The organism is Photorhabdus aegyptia (assembly GCF_000612035.1).
Classification (GTDB): domain Bacteria; phylum Pseudomonadota; class Gammaproteobacteria; order Enterobacterales; family Enterobacteriaceae; genus Photorhabdus; species Photorhabdus akhurstii.
In genome coordinates, this window is the sequence record NZ_JFGV01000003.1 from 43,542 (window position 1) to 62,021 (window position 18,480).

Sequence of the window (18,480 nt, forward strand, 5' to 3'; positions counted from 1 at the left end):
CCGCTATAATTTAAGTAGCTAATAAATTGTTTTGGGCTTAAATTATTGCTGACGTAAAGGGTTAAATAAACCAATAAATTAATTAACTCTATAAGTGTATTGCTTGTTGTTCCCCTATATGTTCAACACAATTTGCTTAATAATCAATATTTTAGTTTAAGGTTTGTCTGCTAAATTATGGAATAACAATAGAAGTAACCGATCTAAGACTTAATAAGGAGAGGAAAGAACTTGATAACCAAAGGGTTAAAGATATTCATTACCATACTGATGTTGCTGGTATTGCTGATGGCGGCGGGATGGTTTTCTATTCCTCATTGGTTGCCTAAAGTCACCAGTCATTGGTTACCTCCAGGTATGACGGTTTCATTGAAACAACCAGAATGGAAAAATGGGGCTTTGCAACTGGCTGATATTTCATTGCAGGTGAAAGATTGCAGGCTCATTCGTGTATCGCGATTATCTGTTAGTTACCCATATTCAGAGATAGATAACGGTTATCATTGGCAATTAAATGCCGCAGATATTAATGGAGATATCCATTGCCTAAATCAGTTGCCCGAATCTACTCAGGGCCTTGCTCCATTGTCTGTTGCTGATATTTTAGCTCTTATGCCACAAGGAAGTTTGTCTGTGGATAATCTTTCTTTTCATCCCTGGCAAGATTTTGCCGGAAAGCTAAAATTCAATTCCTCTCCTCAGGGGCAAAAACTGAGTTATCAGGGAAAGAATGTTAAATTGTCAGCGCATATTTATGGTAAGGAATCGTTATTTATTGACCAACTGGCAATTAAATTACCAGAACAGGAAATCAGCCTTAATGGTGAAGTGACTTTACCACTTAATGTGGGCAAACTACCTCCTCATGGTGAAGTAAAAGGTAAAATTATTGCCAGTCAATATACGCACCCGCTAAATATCGAGTTAGGTTGGCAAGGGAAATTCGGCAAACTTATTATCAGAGAAGAGGGGACGGTAGTACCTTTGGCTGAATTACCTTGGCAGTTTAACCAAGACCAGTTTGATATTACTGATGGTAAATGGCGGTGGACGAGTGCGGGACAACCTCTTGCGGGTGGAGTGAATATTAAGATTGCTCATTGGCAACAAGGATTGGATAACCTGCTGATGAGTGGCCGTATAAATTTGGTCACGCAGGGGAAACGTGGTAAAGCGAATATAGTGTTAACCATAAAACCGGGCCGGATAAACTCGTTAAATATGCAACTTCCTTTTCAATTAACAGGTCAGATTAATGTGCAGGATATGATTATGGCTATGTCATTGCCTGCGGTAATTAGTGGTCCGCTGGTTAATCCGAGAATGACTTTCCAGTCAGGTTCGTTGTTTCGGACTTGGGGGCGTTTGTCCGATAAGTTTATTGTTAAAGATGCTCGATCACCATTAGCGGGAACTTATCTGACACGTGAAGGTTTTACTGGCCGGTTACAGGCGATTGTTAATGCGCAACACCGTGATTGGGGAAAGTTCCGTTTGCATCTTGATGGTCATGCCGAGAATTTTATGCTGGATAAAGGCTATTGGCGTTGGAACTATTGGGGAGGTGGCGATTTGCCGTCACTACAGGCTAAATGGGATATCGCTGGAAAAGGTCGCTGGCGTGACACATTGATTAGCGTCAACGAAATGGTTACCGGCTTTAATGTTATTAAACACGGCATGATTCAGGTAGATACGCCGTGTCTACAGTTAACAAAGCCATTGGAATGGCAACGTTCAGAGAAATCTCCCACCTTTAAGGGTGAGTTACGACTGGCAACGAAGAAAATATCGTTTCGGTCCGGTGGCTTTCTGCCCCCCACTGAACTGACAGCAAAATTGACAGGGAAAAGCCCGAACAACTTTATTGTTAATGGTGATCTTTCATCAAGAAATATTGGCCCGATCCCTTTTTACAGTCGTTGGGATGGAGCAAGATTGCGTGGTGAAGCACGTTGGCCTACTCAGTCCTTACTCGCATTTCAGCCGTTGGTACCTAAAGATTTAGGGATAAACTTGCGTTCAGGAGATCTTTATGCACAGGCCGCTTTTTCTGCCACACGAGGACAAGGTTTTGTTGCGGGTGGTCACTGGGTGGTAAAAAATGGCAGCATGTGGCTTAAAGATGGTGAAATCAGTGGCCTTGATTTTGTCTTACCTTGGAGGCTGAAAGATAGTATCTGGCAATTTGGTGTTAAATCGCCGGTTCAGCTACGAGTGAAAACAATTAATAATCTGTTTGAAATGCATAACTTGACGGCGGATTTACAGGGATTTTACCCGCCATCGGAACAAAAACCGCTGGAATTGACTAATGTGAATGTAGGTATATTGGATGGGCGTATTAACTTAGATAAATTAAGGTTTCCTCAGCATCACTCCACTATTTTGACACTTGATAAATTGGAGCTAAGTCGCCTTTTTACTGTGTTGAAAGTTAAACAATTTGCGATGTCCGGCAAAATCAGCGGAAAATTGCCGTTATTTATTAACAATGAACGATGGATAGTTCAGCAAGGTCGGATTGCTAATATCGACCATATGACCTTACGTCTGGATAAAGACACGATAGACTCCATTAATAAAGATAATATTTCCGCTGGTGCCGCTATGGATTGGTTACGCTATTTAGAAATCAGCCGCTTACGGGCGCAAGTGAGTCTTGATAATTTAGGGGTTTTGACACTTAATGCTGAAATTCAAGATGTTAATTCATTAAGAGATAAGAAACGGCAAGTCAAGCTGAATTACCATCATGAAGAGAATATCTTTCATTTATGGCGTAGCTTACGGTTTGGCAACAATCTTGAAGATTGGTTACAGCAGAATATATCTGTATTAAATGGGAGTGATAAATGACAAAACGAACCAGAACAAAGCTGTTCTTACTATCAATGGGATCTTTAATATTGTCAGGTTGTATACGCCTTGAAGTGGCAACACCTGAGAAGCCCATTAATATTAATATGAATGTCAAAATTGAGCATGAAATTCAGATAAAAGTAGACAGGCAAGTTGAAGAGATGCTCAAGAATAACACGGGTTTATTCTAGGGGGGGTTAGCATTATGAAGATAACAGGTACGAGAATATTGTTATTGGCAAGTGTATTGTTCAGCCCTTTTGTGGGAGGAATGACCCTGAATGAAGCAAAGCAGGAAGGGCTGGTGGGTGAAACGTTCAGTGGTTATCTGGCTATAGTAAAAGCAGATAGTCAGGCACAGGCTTTAGTGGCAGAGATTAATCGGGCCCGTAAGGAAAAATACGCAGAAATTGCGGCTGGCAATAATATTCCTACAGGACAAGTGGCTAAACTTACTGGCGAAAAACTGGTGAACAGAGCTGAACCTGGTGAATATGTGCTTGGTATTAATGGTAAATGGTTGAAGAAATAAAAGCGCGTCGAATGACGCGCAAAAAACAGCAATATAAATATAGATAATGTATGAATTATGAACAAAAACGTGGTTATCAGGAAGCTATTGCCGCTAAAACTTCACGGGCAGTTTGTTGCGCTTGATTTGCTGCATCAAGGCTTAACCCTACACCTTCGGCAAAAACAAACTCTACATCAGTGAGACCAATGAAATTCAGGAACAGACGCAAATAAGGCACTAACAGATCACTGGGGCCGTCTTTATGGATGCCGCCACGGCTGGTCAAGATAATTACCCGTTTGTCTTTTAACAGACCTTCAGGGCCATTTTCGGTATAACGGAAAGTCACGCCAGCACGGGCTATCAGGTCAAAATAGTTTTTCAGTTGGGTTGGAATGTGGAAGTTGTACATCGGCGCAGTGATAACAATAATGTCATTATCCTGCAATTCCGCAATCAGTTCGTCAGATAATGCTAATACCTCTTTTTGGCGAGTAGTCATTTCACTGCCACTTGGACGTAATGCATGAACCAGTTCATTATCCAGAACAGGAATGGGTTGTGCGGCCAGATCACGTATCCTAATGGTGTCATCAGCATGATTGGTTTGCCACTTTTCAATGAAGAAATCTGCCATTTGGTTAGTATGTGAATGCTGCGCCATAATGCTGGATTTAAGAACCAGAACTTTACTCATTTTTATTCCTTAAATTAACTTTTGGTAATTCACTTGTTAATCACGATATAGTGATTCTATGAGTTATTATCTTCTGGTAATAGAGCAATATTTAGAGCTTAGCATTCAAATTTATTGAAAAACTTTTACCCACGTTGATATAGCGTGATGGGGAAATATCCGCCGAAATTATTGCCAATAGATAAGATGTGCTACTATGTCGTCAATAAGAACCGCATCATCAATAAAAGCTGGCTAATCAGTAAAGTTAAGAAGTTACAAGGATCAATATAAGTGAAAGAGTCTCAGAAAATCATTAACCGTCAGGCTGCTTGTCCAACGATCAAATATCCAGAAAACTTGCCCGTCAGCCAGAAGAAAGATGATATCTACAAAGCTATTCGTGACCATCAAGTTGTTATTATTGCGGGTGAAACCGGTTCGGGTAAAACAACCCAAATCCCGAAAATTTGTCTTGAACTAGGTCGGGGAATAAAAGGTCTGATCGGCCATACTCAACCCCGTCGATTGGCTGCTCGCGCGGTTGCCAATCGTCTGGCGGAAGAATTGGAAACCTCGGTGGGTTCTGCTGTCGGTTATAAAGTCCGGTTTAGTGATCATGTGGGCGATAACACGTTGGTTAAGCTGATGACCGATGGTATTTTGCTGGCGGAATTGCAAAATGACAGGTTGCTTAAACAATATGACACGCTCATTATCGATGAGGCGCATGAGCGTAGTCTGAATATTGATTTTATTCTGGGTTATTTGCGTCAGTTGCTGCCAAAACGTCCTGATTTGAAAGTGATTATTACCTCGGCGACTATCGATCCTGAGCGTTTTTCCCGTCATTTTAATCATGCGCCAATTATTGAAGTTTCTGGTCGAACCTATCCGGTAGAAGTGCGGTATCGTCCGGTGATGGGGGAAGATAATGATGGAGAGCGGGATCAGCTTGAGGCAATTATTGATGCTGTTGGTGAACTCAACCGGGAAGGGCCTGGGGATATCCTGATCTTTATGAGTGGTGAGAGGGAGATTCGTGATACAGCCGATGCGCTGAATAAACTGAATCTGCGTCATACCGAAGTACTGCCGCTATTTGCGCGTCTTTCTAACAGTGATCAGAACCGGATTTTCCAGTCACATACGGGGCGGAGAATTGTGCTGGCAACTAACGTGGCAGAAACTTCGTTGACTGTACCGGGAATTAAATATGTGATTGATACCGGATATGCACGTATCAGCCGTTACAGTTATCGGACGAAAGTACAGAGATTGCCGATTGAGCCAATATCACAGGCGTCGGCTAATCAGCGGAAAGGGCGTTGCGGACGTGTATCCGATGGGATCTGTATCCGGCTGTATTCAGAAGAGGATTTCCTTTCTCGGCCGGAGTTTACTGATCCAGAAATCCTGCGTACTAACCTGGCATCGGTCATTCTACAAATGACGGCAATTGGTCTTGGGGATGTCAGCGCATTTCCATTTGTGCAACCGCCTGATAAACGTAATATTCAGGATGGCGTTCGGCTTTTGGAAGAACTTGGGGCTATTGATCAGAGCACCATTAATCAAGGCGCAATGGCTAAGAGTAATTACCGTCTTACATTAATCGGACGACAGCTTGCTCAGCTCCCGGTTGATCCCCGATTGGCGCGTATGGTATTGGAAGCTCGTCATCATGGTTGTGTGCGTGAAGTGATGGTCATCACTTCTGCGCTGTCTATTCAGGACCCAAGGGAGCGGCCGCTAGAGAAACAACAGGCTTCTGATGAGAAACACCGTAGATTTGCTGATAAAGACTCGGATTTTATTGCATTTCTGAAATTATGGGATTTTTTGAAAGAGCAGCAAAAGGCACTCTCTTCTTCGCAATTTCGCAAGCTTTGCCGTCAAGATTATCTTAACTACCTGAGAGTCAGAGAATGGCAGGATATATACACTCAGTTACGACAAGTTGTGAAAGAAATTGGTCTGTCGGTAAATAGTCAGGATGCAGATTATCGCAGTATTCATACTGCGTTACTTTCTGGGCTGTTATCCCATATTGGCCAAAAAGATACAGACAAACAGGAATATACCGGTGCGCGTAATGCTCGTTTTGCTATTTTTCCTGGTTCTGGTTTATTCAAGAAGCCGCCTAAATGGTCAATGGCCGCGGAATTGGTTGAAACTAGCCGCTTGTGGGGACGTATTGCTGCGCGGATAGAACCTGAATGGGTTGAACCGTTAGCCGGACATCTGGTGAAGTATCATTATAGCGAACCGCACTGGCAAAAATCTCAGGGCGCGGTAATGGCTAAGGAAAAAGTCACTTTATATGGTTTGCCAATTGTGGCTAATCGTCAGGTTAATTACAGCAAAATTGATCCAATGCTCTGCCGTGAGTTGTTTATCCGCCATGCGCTGGTGGAAGGCGACTGGCAAACTCGACATGCATTTTTCCGAGCGAATCTGAAATTACGCGAGGAAATTGAGGAGTTGGAACATAAATCCCGTCGTCGTGACATTTTGGTGAATGATGAAACTCTATTTAGCTTCTATGATCAACGGATACCTCAGAATGTAGTTTCTGCCCGCCACTTTGATCGCTGGTGGATGAAAACAGGTAAAGAGCAACCTGACCTGCTCAACTTTGAAAAAAATATGTTGATCAAAGGTGATGCCGATAAAGTCAGTGCGTTGGATTATCCCAATTACTGGTGTCAGGATGCACTGAAATTACGGCTTAGCTACCAGTTTGAACCGGGCACACAAGCTGATGGTGTGACCGTTCATATTCCGCTGCCGGTGCTGAATCAGGTTAAGGATGAAGGATTTGATTGGCAGATCCCAGGTATTCGCTATGATTTAGTGGTTGCGCTGATTAAATCACTGCCAAAGCCGGTTCGTCGTAATTTTGTACCTGCGCCAAACTATGCTCAGGCATTTATGGAGCGAGTATCTCAACCTCAATCCACTTTGTTAGATAGTCTTGAAAGGGAGTTACGGCGGATAACTGGCGTTACGGTGTCACGTGATGATTGGCAGTTAGAGCAAGTACCCGATCATCTCAAAATGACATTTAGAGTGGCAGGAGAAAAGAATCGGACTATCGCTGAGGGTAAAGATTTATCGGCACTGAAATTACGCTTGAAAGAGAAAGTTCAGGAGACACTTTCCTCTGTTGCTGATGATGGGATTGAACAGAGTGGGCTGCATATTTGGAGTTTTGGTGAATTACCGGGACGATATGAGCAAAAACGCGGTGGTTACTCTGTTAAAGCATTTCCCGCGCTGGTGGATGAAAAAGAGAGTATCGGTATCAAATTGTTTGAAACTGAATTGGAACAACAGATTGCCATGTGGGAAGGTACTCGTCGTCTGTTGTTGCTCAATATTCCTTCGCCAATTAAATACTTACATGAGAAATTGCCGAATAAATCCAAATTGGGGCTCTATTTTAATCCCTATGGCAAGGTACTGGATTTGATTGATGATTGTATCTCCTGTGGTGTGGATAAATTAATGGCAGTGAATGGTGGACCAGCTTGGAATGAGCAGGATTTTATTCAGCTACAGGACAAAGTTCGGGCTGAGTTGAACGATACTGTCGTGGAAATAGCTAAACAGGTAGAACAGATACTCACCACTATTTTTGCTATTAACAAACGCCTTAAGGGGAGAATTGATATTTCACTAGCCCTGGCGTTATCGGATATCAAAGAGCAGCTTTCTGGTCTGGTTTTCAAAGGATTTGTCACCGTTAATGGTTGGAAACGTTTGCCGGATGTCCTGCGTTATCTACAAGGTATTGAGCGCCGTCTTGAAAAATTAGCGATTGATCCGCACAGAGATAGAGCACAAATGGGGCGTGTCGAAAATGTCCAGCAACAGTGGCAGCAATGGCTGGCAAAATTATCACTGCAACAAAAGCAGTTGCCTGAGGTACAAGAGATTCGTTGGATGATTGAAGAACTGCGGATCAGCTTGTTTGCTCAGCAACTGGGTACGCCATATCCGGTCTCGGATAAGAGAATTTTGCAAACAATGGAGCAAATTGCTTCCTGATCAAAGAAGAAGGTCATATTCTAAACTGCGTCCCAAGTTTTACATTTGCGATGCAGTTTTTATAGGTCAGTTAAATCGTCAAACTGAAAGCCGCCTATTCTAAAGGTGGCTTTTTACTTAGACTGAAACGAATGAGCTGGCTTCTGGTTGTTAAATTTGTTGAACTAGGGGGGCAATCCAACTATTATCACGTTATGTGATATAAATTTATGTCATGTTAAGTGGCATAAATTTGATAACGGCTAATCATCTATTCACTTGAATTTCATAATGTTAGGAGGCTATATGAGGACTGAACACACCAGATCTATACAGACTATTAGCCACTCAACAGAAGTCATCAATTCTTTTTTTGATGAACCATCACAAAGGATGTTCTCTGTTAGACGCTTAAGCTGTAGGGTTGATATTAAGCGTCAACTGTTTATCGTTACTGTTGAAAATGCAGACAATTCAAGCAAGTTCCGAGTGATCCCATATGCTGAACTTACAGTGTGTAAAGACAAAGTAAGATACCTTGTAAATCCGGTATATCAATATCCTGAACTGAAAGATAGATTGCCTTCAATAAATACCAGTATTGAAAAAACTGTTTGTGATTTTATTCAGAAATATAGTCCTGTTGCTAATGTGTAGCTGAGATAAAGATGGCCCCTGACCTGAACGATTCATACACCAAAGATTTAAGTAGAAAACCTGACTGTATAAAAGAAGAGATTGTAGGAAAGTTTTACCACTTATCAAAAGGTGGTGATTTATTAGAGGTGACTGAGTACCTCTTGAGTGGTAGTGAGTATCATTACTACATAGGGATCATTCGATTAGGATGTTTCACTGATGATTATTATAGGTCTCAGTCTCTTGAGATGCTTGATTCCGGCTACAGCGAAGGTGAAATCATCCAGCATCTAATAGATCTTGATATGCACAATCCTGATGAGGATGAGTTAATAGGTCGCATTGCATACAATGATTTTATTTTCTATGACTGTGGTATAAAAAAGACGGGTAAGCAGATAAAGGGGGCGTTTATTTCGTCAGATTATCAGGCAGCAGGTCTGGGACGCTCAATATATAGAAGATTAGTTTTAAAGCACGATTATATTATTTGCGATAACATTCAAAGTGTTGCTGGCGGTACTTTGTGGGCGAGTGGAATAATAACATTAGCTGATGTTAGGGTATATGACACCATACGACATGAATTTGTCGATGTGCTAACAGAAGGTGGAATTGGGATTAATGGTGTTAAACCTTGGAGCGCCACGCATCTATCTATGAGTGAGCTTTCTCGATGGGAACCGAACTCGATATCTCATGATTGCTGCCACCATATAGTTAACATCATTAGTAAAGATCCTCATTTATAAACTTGCCAATAGGTATTATCTTACCAATAGTGATAGGATAGTACATAATCATTAAATTGTCGTCATTAATAGAATAATTATTTTATGGTCTTATTCAGATTTTTTCATTCCAGCTATCAAAATGGACTATATTTCCATCATTGTGCTTCCAGGTGATTTTTTCGTAGCGAAGCCCAACCAGTGTAGTCAGTTATTTACCAATGTGATCATCTACTGTTGCGTCATCCAGCTAATCGGGTTTCCACGCCTGGTCACAAATTTATCTGTGACGTATTTGACTTACCCGAACCTAAACCTTCACGTTAATTTTGGATAATTATACGATTGGGGCATTACCGCACAGACATTTTAGAAATCAGAATTCCTAACCTAACCTCAAGGTAAGTATAGCTTAAAATCTGAAACATTTTGGTACATCACAGAGCAGTAAAACACAACTTTGGTTGTTAAATTTGTTGAACTAGGGGGGCAATCCAACTATTATCACGTTATGTGATATAAATTTATGTCATGTTAAGTGACATAAATTTGATAACTGCTAATCATCTATTCACTTGAATTTCATAATGTTAGGAGGCTATATGAGGACTGAACACACCAGGTCTATACAGACTATTAGCCACTCAACAGAAGTTATTGACTCTTTTAAAGATAATAATACAAATAAACTCTTTTTTGTTCTCCGTCTCAGTGAACGACAAGATGTTAATAGGCAGTTATTCATAGTAACTCTTAAAGATGATAATAAGAGTGATAATTTCTATGTGGTCCCATTCGCCGAATTAGTTGTCAGAAGGGAAAGAGTGAAATATCTTGTTTCTCCTGAGAAGCAATATCCAGAATACAATGGCAATATTGATGCCATCATGAAACATATTGAATCCGTTGTTAAAAACTTTATTGATAATTTCAAACTAACGACTGTCCATTAAATCTTACAGGGATAGCGATGGCTCCTAACCTTATTGGTTCATATTCAAAGGACTTGAGCAGAAAGCCAAGTTGTGTTTCAGAGAATATTATAGACGAATTTCATCATCTATCATTGGAAGATGATTTGTTGAAAATTATAGAATACGCCCTTGTCGGGAGTGAATATCATTACTATTCAGAAATAGTTTATATGGGTTGTTCGACCGCTAATTTCTACTCTGAATATGCCGAACACTTAAGAGAATGTGGGTATAGCTCTGAGCGGATTATTAATGAATTGCTTTCTCTTGATATGCATGAGGAATCAGAGGACACTTTAATTGGCAGAATTGCATATAATGACTTTAACTTTGTCGATAAAGGGATAACCAAAACTGGCAAGCAAATAAGAGCTATTGAAGTATCAGAAGATTTTCGGAGATCTGGTTTGGCTCGTTCGGTTTATAACATCTTGTTATTAAAACATGGACATATTATTTGCGACAATATTCAGAGCTTGGCAGGTGGTGCTTTGTGGGCTTCTGGTATTATTAAGTTGGGTGATGTCCGTATTTACGACGTTATTAAAAAACAGTTCATAGATGTATTAACTCCATATGGTATAGGGGTTAATGGTATTATTCCCTGGAGTGCTTTAGACTTGCCTGTTAGTGAGTTATCTAAGTGGGACCCAAGACCTTTATCGCCCGAATCTTGCCACCATATAGTTAACATCATTAGTAAAGATTCTCATTCATAAACTTGCCTCTCGCGTTTTTTTATATCTGGCCGTTTAAGACTGAAATGAACCCTGAAAATTGAATGCTTAACAATTAGAGGTTCACTTCATCGTCTATTATGTTTGCTTAAATATTCCATAATTAGAGGGCAATAGAGGAAATGGGTATTATCATACTAATAGTGATAATACATAACCATTAAATTGTCGTCATTAATAGAATAATTATTCTATGGTCTTATTCATATTTTTTCATTCCAGCTATCAGAATGGATTATATTTCCATCATTGTGCTTCCAGGTGATTTTTTCATAGCGAAGTTCAACGATTTCCATATGATTGAATTTATCTTTTGATGAATCTTTTATATCTAACATAACAGGAACAATATTAACCACCTTTACATTTTCCATGAAAGTATTGAAATACTCTTTCTCTTGCCCATGCTCATTTATTTTATACCATTTAAGCTCTGCTGATTTTAATGTTTGTCCTGTGGTTAATGCTTTATAAAGGTATGGGGATGACGAATCAATTTCTTTCTCAATCATAAATGGAATATGTTTCCTCGTTCCAGTTAAATTTCCTGTATTATCATCAGTGGCGATACTGACGCTATGATGAAGACCTAAAATCTCAATACTGTCTTCTCTACCATAGACATCAGCGGAACCTTTAATATCTGCTCCGCCGTCGTCTTTTATGTACATATATAGAGGAATAGCCATGATTAATCTCCTTCAGAAAACGATTTTGAATTACCTGTGGTAGAAATAAGCTTTTGTAAGCATTTTTCACCACTTTTACTTTTATACAGTGCACGAATACTATCAACGACATACTGATTTAATTCTGCTTCTGTTCCTTGATAAAAAGGTAGAGAACAGACAGAATCAGTGCTAATTGAAATATTGGAATCATCAAGAATAGATAATACTCCGTTTACGTTTTTCGGTAATGCAGTTGCTAATGCTGTTGATAGCGTTTCTGATGAATGGGCATCACTTCCTTTTGCAAGCAAAGGCGCTACTTTGAGCCATGCTATATCTCCACTTGCAATGTGATCTGTTATATAATCCCATTCTCCGTTGTCTCCTTCTGGCATATTTTTAATTACTGCTCTTGCACCTTGCTGTTTTATTTGTAGGCTCAATTGCTCTGGTGTTAAATTTGGATATGGATTTTTAGCTGTAATATGACGATCCACGGCCAGTGAGCTAGATGATGTCAGTATTAAAAGTAAAACTAGTTTTTTCATTCGACCACCAGAATTGTATCGCTAGAGTTGGCTATCTCTTTTCTGAGATTAGAGCCATTTATAATGATGCAACCATGTGATGCCTGCCGATATGTGCCATCCCGTCTGTCACCATGTATTCTGAAGAGAGAGCGTCCAAACGTGTTAGTTCCCATAATAGGGTCTAATATCACGGTAACCTTGGTTATTGAGTTAGAGTAACCGTTGATTCTGTAATAACCACGGGGAATTGGTCCTTCGCCTTCAACCTGTTCCATAGATGGGTTGTTTATTCCGGTTCCATGACCGCTATAGCCTTTTGCAATAAAAGAGCCGTTATGTGTAAGCACACCAGTGCCTTGTGAGTATTGCCAAGTCATACTTATTTCCATTAGTAAATATTAAGGAATTTAACTTTAAACTTAATAAACATTTTTAAAATCATAATTTTGTAAAAAAAAGAAATTTTTTGTAAATTAATTTATGAAATTAATAAATTTTGACCTTATTATCTGGTTATTCAGCATGATTATTTTGAAAGTTTATCAACAAGATTAAATGTTCTACTGAATTCAATAGGAGAAATGGAACTGACTCGTAAACGATGCGACTATATTAACGCATAACATGTTAATTAGTGAGAGTAATATTCTGAGTTTCCCCAAAAACCTTTAAGATAAAAATAATAAAATAACAGGGCATCAGCCAAGAAATAAAATTTCTATAACTGATGCAGGTAAATTTATTACTGATAAGTTAATGTCATTGTTGCCGTTACATTTGCCTGCCCAGGAGTAATATTGCGATCGGTCTGAAAATAGCGGGCGTGTAAAGGGATAGATAACTTCCCACCTGAATAACTATTACCAATATTTATTTGTGAGTGGATAATGACAGGTTGGTTGTTGTAAAGAATTTGCATACCCACACCGGAAGCAGTTGTGTGATTATTATTTTGATCAAGCGCCCATACATGATATAAGTTGTTTTTTGCTCTCTTTCCGTCAAGCATTAATTGAATCTGAACATCATCATCACAATCTAAAATAACCTCAAAATCTTTCCCTCCTGCGGTACTGCTAATACCAGAAAAATCGATTTTTTTAATATCGCCCATAGGAACAGTGATATTGCTATCCTTCAATGAACAGCTTTTAGTAATAATTCGGGTATTTCCCAAACGGTAAGTATGCACGATGTGGTTATTTACTCGTGCTTGAATTAATTGTTCATTTTTGACAAAACCAGAGCCTGTTGTTGGCGCTATTTTTATTAGCTGAATTGTCAGATAACCCCATGTCTGACCACAATACCAACGACCAGAATTGTCGCAGCTTACAGGGTTATTAGTAATACGTGGTAACCAGTCGATACCATAGCCGGGACCCCAGGTATTTATTCTGATGCCAACACCGGGAACACCGGACTCGTAAATAGCATCCTTGTTATAATCTGCGCTTTTATAGGATGTATATCCCCATGATGTATTAACGTTTGTATCGCAATAGAAAATATTGTTTTTGTTGGCTAATTCATCTGCACGATATTCGTAAATCGTTGTGCCAATAGGTTGATCTCTTGGGACATATAAGGTTCCAAAAGAGAGATGAGTGATTTCTGGCTTAAATCCTTTCTCAAATTGGCAGTTAGCAGCAAGACTATAAGAACTAACGATTGAACCAATTAATAAATTGATGATAATGAACAAATACTTAAGTTTATTGTAAATATTAAACATAGCATTTTCCTGTAGGTTGTTATTTACAGTGCTCTTCTATTATGTAAATACCGGATAAAGGGCTTTTTTCTGGTAATTTGTAATTAACGACACATTCCTGAATATCTTTATAACCCCATTTAACTAATAATCGTCCACTATCGGGTAAACCGGTGAGGTAAACTTGCCCTTCATGACTAACAATCGCGCTATTTATTTCATCAATATCATGGAGTTTTTCTAATGTGACAACTGCTCCAAAAGGAATAGGATTTTCTTGATGATAGAGATTGATTAGAGCTCTATGACCTATCCGGGTTTTAAAATCCGCCAGGACTAACGCTCCCCGAGTAGGAATAACAGTTTGGGCATTAACGTCAATATCGACATTATCTGCTAATGAATGAGTATCCAATGCAATTCGATTTTTCCGGTAACTGCTGACATAAGGAATAATCGCATAACCATTCCAATCGGTGGCAATACCAACATTATTTTGGATCTTTATTCCTTGAGCACCATCAGCCCGGACTAATGCTAATGTATCTCCCAAATGTTGTGAAAGAGTAATACCGTATGGGTGAGCAACAATTCCTCCTTGAAGGCCATAATTCAGTTGGTGAGAATGACGATCATAACTATAACCGGTACTAAGTTGACCATAAGCTCCTTTATATTCCGCATGGATATGACCGCCAGCGCCAGTGCCGTGATTTGTGTAACTCTGCTGTAAACTATAGATTAAATTATTGTCTTCCAGCGCGGTACCACTTAAACCGACTTGGTGGGAAATATCTTTGTTTTTATTGGTGTTAAAATTGTAACTGGTCCAGCTATTCTTTAGCCAGCGATCTAATGGAATCTGTATACTGAATGAAAAAAGCTGCTCATTTTTATTCGTATCTGGAAGTTGGCTATAGGTATAATTTAGACTGTAATTAATATTATTATAATTGGTGCTATAACCTGCGTTGATATTACGTTCATAGCCAGGTTGTTGCCAGTAATTTTGTTGAAGAGCGGACAAATATAAACTACCAAAATCTCCCAAGGATTGATTAATATGCAGTTGTAATTTACTTCTTTTATTGGTACGGTAACGCCAGTCACTTTTATTAGAGTCATCTATATCATTGGCTTCTTTGAAATCGTAAAAACCACGTGTTGAATAGCGATAACCTGCCAGAGTAAAATTAGTTCCTGTTAATGAAAGATCTTTTGCATATTGAAAACGGTAGGATTGTCCTTTGGTACTTATATTGGATGGTAAATCGGTGTTAGCATGAGTGATGTCAAAAGAGAGAGAACCCAATATACCAAGGTTATAACCTGATCCTAAAGCAATAGATTGATAATCTTTTGAAAAAATCGTACCGCCATAGGCAGTGATGTTATTCGAGAAACCATAGACTAATGCACCTTGGGCAAAGTTGGGTTCTTGCCCACGATTATTTGATGATTGATATTGGCCCAGTGTTATCGAATATTGGAGTCCTCCTTCTCGTAACATAATCGGTATGGTTGAAAAGGATTGAGTAGATCGGTATTCCTGACCATCGGCTTCCTTGATAATAACTTCCAAATCTCCACTTGTTGTGGTTGGGAAAAGGTCATTAATGACAAATGGACCCGGTGAAACATAAGTTTGATAAATGATATAGCCGTTTTGTTTGATCGTAACCTGAGCGTTACTTTGGGCAATTCCTCGAACACTGGGGGCGAAGCCTTGTAAGCTGTCTGGTAACATATTGTCATCAGAAGCTAATTGTAAGCCGCGGAATTGGACACCTTCAAAAATATAGGAGGGGGTAAAGCTATCACCTAGGGTTAATTGCCCTTTTAGTGCGTGAATATCCCGTTGTAAATAGGTGTTAATACTTTTCCAATTCTTGTCACGACTGGTATAGGTAGAATAATTGCGTAGACGCCATGCTTGCCAATTGGCGCCCGTTCGAAGATTCAGATAATGGGTCTGCGTAGAGCCAGATGGGTTATCTTGCCAGGTATTTGAACCACTATAATTATAGTTAATTAATAATGAAGTTAATCCTTGCTGCCATAATTCAGGAGAAACATAACCTCTTGCCTGATTGTTTAACATTGCTTGTGGAATACTGATATCCAGTCTTTGTTGACTAAAATTGAAGGGAGTGCTTGCTGATGGAATATATTGACTTAAATCAGACAACTCTGTTTCTGGTGGTAAACTGAACAGCTCTGGAAATGTATCAATTTTTACTCCCATATCCTGTAATTGCTTAATTGTCAGCTTGGGCAGTAATTTGTTATTTATCGTGACAAAGGTTACGTTCCTGGTATCTATTTTGTCTCTATTAAGGTAAATATCTACCCAGTAAATACCGGGCGGATAGTCATCTTGTGTGAAAATAGAGAGATCAATATCTTCAGGTGAACCAGAATCAGTACCTATCTCCAGTGCATGAATGTTGAAATAATCTTCAGAATAAGTTTTAGCAGGGTAAAAAAATACGCCCGTAGCTATAAATGGCAATAATAAGAGCCATGAATGTTCAATATCATATGGTTGCTTATTAATCTTATGCTGTGAGCACTTTCCCATAATTAACTTTCTGGTATAAATTAATATAACGGTTTTATTAAATGGTTGTTTTTTCCTCGGCAGTAACGCCACCAAAATCATTAATTGCTTTCCAATTTACCTGCTTTATGTTCTTTACCGGCAGAGGCCAGCTTAGTTGGCTAAAGGGTTTAATCATGCCCGCAGGTTTTATTTCATGTTGATCTACTTTAAGGTAAGAGAATGAAATGAAGTAAGGGGTAGGATTTTCTGCGATCAATGAGTTGTTTTCCATACGGAATTTGAGTTCTTTGTATGCGGTACTTGACTTTTCTGCCAAATTGACAGGGCGGTAAAACAATTTAAACTTTGACTTAACTGTTATTTGTAATTGATTCTGATCTGATTTTACAGAAGTAGGAATAGACTTTACATTTAACCAAAAAAGCGATTCCCGATCTTGAGGCAGATTACTTGCTGTTTTTACAATACGTAGGATATTTTCATGGCCTGCTGCGAGTTTAAAGATGGGGGGAGTAACGATAAAAGGGGTCTTCATATTATCATTTTCATCTTGGACCCAAGATTGAATCAGGTAAGGGGCATCTTTTTCTGGGTTATTTATCGAAATAGACGCTTCTTTTTTGTCACTCATGTAAATAACACGGGTTCCACCAATGACGACGCCGGCGATAGCGAAATTTACACTGATAATATATAGAAAAATTATTGTGAATAGGCGTTGATACTGCACGGTAATATCTCCGTTTTATCGTGTTTTTATGCGTTATTTTGTGGGCATCCATGCCCTGTACTGCTTTATTAGAAACAAAACGTGAATGAAGTTCTGTTCTAAATTTAGCTTGTCTTAGTTATAAACGATCGTAAAATTGGCGACTGCATCACCGGAGCCTGGGCTAATGGTTTGAGCTGTAGCAACATATTTTGCAATGAACTTCAGTTCTGCTGTTTTTTGATCAGTAAAAGCTTGAGATTTGGAAGCTTTTGCCAAAGGAATCAGCGTTGAGTTATCTTCTTCATAGATACCAATAGCAACACCATCGGCGACTGCCTGGCCTTTATCATTGGATAAGGCCAGAAGATTGTTATTTCTACTGTCTATTTGCCCGTCAAATTTAACTTGTGCATGAGTATATTCTGGTGGGCAGTCACTCATTTTAATGCTAAAGGGTGTTGTTGATGCGGTACTATCTACACCACTAAATGCATTTGAGCCAATTGTTCCCATGTTTACGTTTTGATTTGCAGAGTCAGTATCGATTTTACAGGCATTTGCGATGATATTACCTGTAAAGTTGATTTTTCCGTCGGCTGCATTTGCTACAGAAATAAATACAGAAGATGCAAGTAAGGATGAAATAATCAGTTTAGCTTTCATTTTAAATAGATCCTAACCCTGCCGAGCATGGCGTCAGGGAAATAGAAATACTGATTTAATGGGAACTGTATAAACATCAATACAGCGTGTAAATATTTATGACTTTTGCCCAATGACAACGACGATAACTCAAACTGTGTCTTTTTTGGGATAAAGCCGGGTGATCATAGCGATTAATTAGGAAAAATCCAAAGAATGACTGGATAATGTGTTATATTTAAGATTTTTATCTGTTTTTGTTTCTTAAACAGGATTATTTTTTAATATTAATGTGATTTATTGTAAGTAATAAATCATTATGCTAATTAATGAGAATATCTTTTAGTTAATAATTGGTTATAAAATTAATTGTGATATAAATCACAATTAATTTATCACGCTTAAGAATTTATTTTTTTGTTCTATTATTTTGATGTTACTACCTCTTGATGTCATTTTCTCTTTGAGCATGTTTATTCTGAT

At 39.0% G+C, this 18,480-nt stretch carries 15 protein-coding genes and 1 pseudogene; 8 read left to right on the forward strand and 8 right to left on the reverse strand.

Annotated elements, in window-relative coordinates; all coding sequences use genetic code 11:
* The first annotated feature begins 231 nt into the window (after nucleotides 1-231).
* The 3 genes from BA1DRAFT_RS01630 to BA1DRAFT_RS01640 are packed head-to-tail and all read left to right on the forward strand — an operon-like array spanning nucleotide 232 to nucleotide 3,394.
* Nucleotides 232-2,859, forward strand: coding sequence for a YdbH family protein (locus BA1DRAFT_RS01630; RefSeq protein WP_200868751.1), 2,628 nt, complete (start codon nucleotides 232-234; stop codon nucleotides 2,857-2,859).
* Nucleotides 2,856-3,053, forward strand: a complete 198-nt coding sequence (locus BA1DRAFT_RS01635; protein WP_036775603.1) for a YnbE family lipoprotein — start codon at nucleotides 2,856-2,858, stop codon at nucleotides 3,051-3,053. Before BA1DRAFT_RS01630 ends, BA1DRAFT_RS01635 begins: the two co-directional genes overlap by 4 nt.
* A gap of 14 nt (nucleotides 3,054-3,067) precedes the next feature.
* On the forward strand, nucleotides 3,068-3,394 hold the full coding sequence (locus BA1DRAFT_RS01640; protein ID WP_036775605.1) for a YdbL family probable chaperone protein: 327 nt from the start codon (nucleotides 3,068-3,070) through the stop codon (nucleotides 3,392-3,394).
* A gap of 76 nt (nucleotides 3,395-3,470) precedes the next feature.
* Here the strand turns inward: BA1DRAFT_RS01640 and BA1DRAFT_RS01645 are convergent, their stop codons facing one another.
* Nucleotides 3,471-4,073: an FMN-dependent NADH-azoreductase gene (locus BA1DRAFT_RS01645; protein ID WP_036775607.1), complete on the reverse strand. Its 603-nt coding sequence runs from the start codon at nucleotides 4,071-4,073 to the stop codon at nucleotides 3,471-3,473.
* A 285-nt stretch (nucleotides 4,074-4,358) separates the two neighbouring features.
* Here BA1DRAFT_RS01645 and hrpA point away from each other — a divergent pair.
* The 5 genes and pseudogenes from hrpA to BA1DRAFT_RS01670 all read left to right on the forward strand — a co-directional run.
* Nucleotides 4,359-8,105 (forward strand): annotated as a pseudogene (gene hrpA / locus BA1DRAFT_RS01650) (ATP-dependent RNA helicase HrpA); the annotation flags it as partial.
* A 285-nt stretch (nucleotides 8,106-8,390) separates the two neighbouring features.
* On the forward strand, nucleotides 8,391-8,741 hold the full coding sequence (locus BA1DRAFT_RS01655; protein WP_036775611.1) for a hypothetical protein: 351 nt from the start codon (nucleotides 8,391-8,393) through the stop codon (nucleotides 8,739-8,741).
* Between the two features lie 11 nt (nucleotides 8,742-8,752).
* Nucleotides 8,753-9,475 (forward strand): hypothetical protein, encoded by a 723-nt coding sequence (locus BA1DRAFT_RS01660; protein ID WP_036775613.1) that lies wholly within the window; start codon nucleotides 8,753-8,755, stop codon nucleotides 9,473-9,475.
* Between the two features lie 581 nt (nucleotides 9,476-10,056).
* Complete coding sequence (locus BA1DRAFT_RS01665) at nucleotides 10,057-10,407, forward strand: hypothetical protein (protein WP_036775615.1); 351 nt, start codon at nucleotides 10,057-10,059, stop codon at nucleotides 10,405-10,407.
* A gap of 17 nt (nucleotides 10,408-10,424) precedes the next feature.
* The gene (locus BA1DRAFT_RS01670; RefSeq protein WP_036775618.1) at nucleotides 10,425-11,147 is read left to right on the forward strand and encodes a hypothetical protein; all 723 of its coding nucleotides are present in this window, start codon (nucleotides 10,425-10,427) and stop codon (nucleotides 11,145-11,147) included.
* A gap of 221 nt (nucleotides 11,148-11,368) precedes the next feature.
* Here the strand turns inward: BA1DRAFT_RS01670 and tssD are convergent, their stop codons facing one another.
* The 7 genes from tssD to BA1DRAFT_RS01705 all read right to left on the reverse strand — a co-directional run bounded on the left by tssD (nucleotide 11,369) and on the right by BA1DRAFT_RS01705 (nucleotide 18,018).
* The gene (gene tssD, locus BA1DRAFT_RS01675) at nucleotides 11,369-11,854 is read right to left on the reverse strand and encodes a type VI secretion system tube protein TssD (RefSeq protein WP_036775620.1); all 486 of its coding nucleotides are present in this window, start codon (nucleotides 11,852-11,854) and stop codon (nucleotides 11,369-11,371) included.
* A gap of 2 nt (nucleotides 11,855-11,856) precedes the next feature.
* Nucleotides 11,857-12,384: a hypothetical protein gene (locus BA1DRAFT_RS01680; RefSeq protein WP_036775622.1), complete on the reverse strand. Its 528-nt coding sequence runs from the start codon at nucleotides 12,382-12,384 to the stop codon at nucleotides 11,857-11,859.
* A complete protein-coding gene (locus tag BA1DRAFT_RS01685) occupies nucleotides 12,381-12,743 on the reverse strand; it encodes a tlde1 domain-containing protein (protein WP_036775625.1) in 363 nt (120 codons plus the stop codon). The genes BA1DRAFT_RS01680 and BA1DRAFT_RS01685 overlap by 4 nt, the downstream gene beginning before the upstream one ends.
* Nucleotides 12,744-13,108: 365 nt before the next feature.
* Nucleotides 13,109-14,101, reverse strand: a complete 993-nt coding sequence (locus BA1DRAFT_RS01690; protein ID WP_036775627.1) for a fimbrial protein — start codon at nucleotides 14,099-14,101, stop codon at nucleotides 13,109-13,111.
* Between the two features lie 19 nt (nucleotides 14,102-14,120).
* Nucleotides 14,121-16,661, reverse strand: coding sequence for a fimbria/pilus outer membrane usher protein (locus BA1DRAFT_RS01695; RefSeq protein ID WP_036775715.1), 2,541 nt, complete (start codon nucleotides 16,659-16,661; stop codon nucleotides 14,121-14,123).
* 37 nt (nucleotides 16,662-16,698) lie between these two features.
* Nucleotides 16,699-17,373, reverse strand: coding sequence for a fimbrial biogenesis chaperone (locus tag BA1DRAFT_RS01700; RefSeq protein ID WP_036775629.1), 675 nt, complete (start codon nucleotides 17,371-17,373; stop codon nucleotides 16,699-16,701).
* Between the two features lie 114 nt (nucleotides 17,374-17,487).
* Nucleotides 17,488-18,018, reverse strand: coding sequence for a fimbrial protein (locus BA1DRAFT_RS01705; protein ID WP_036775630.1), 531 nt, complete (start codon nucleotides 18,016-18,018; stop codon nucleotides 17,488-17,490).
* Nucleotides 18,019-18,480: the final 462 nt, after the last annotated feature.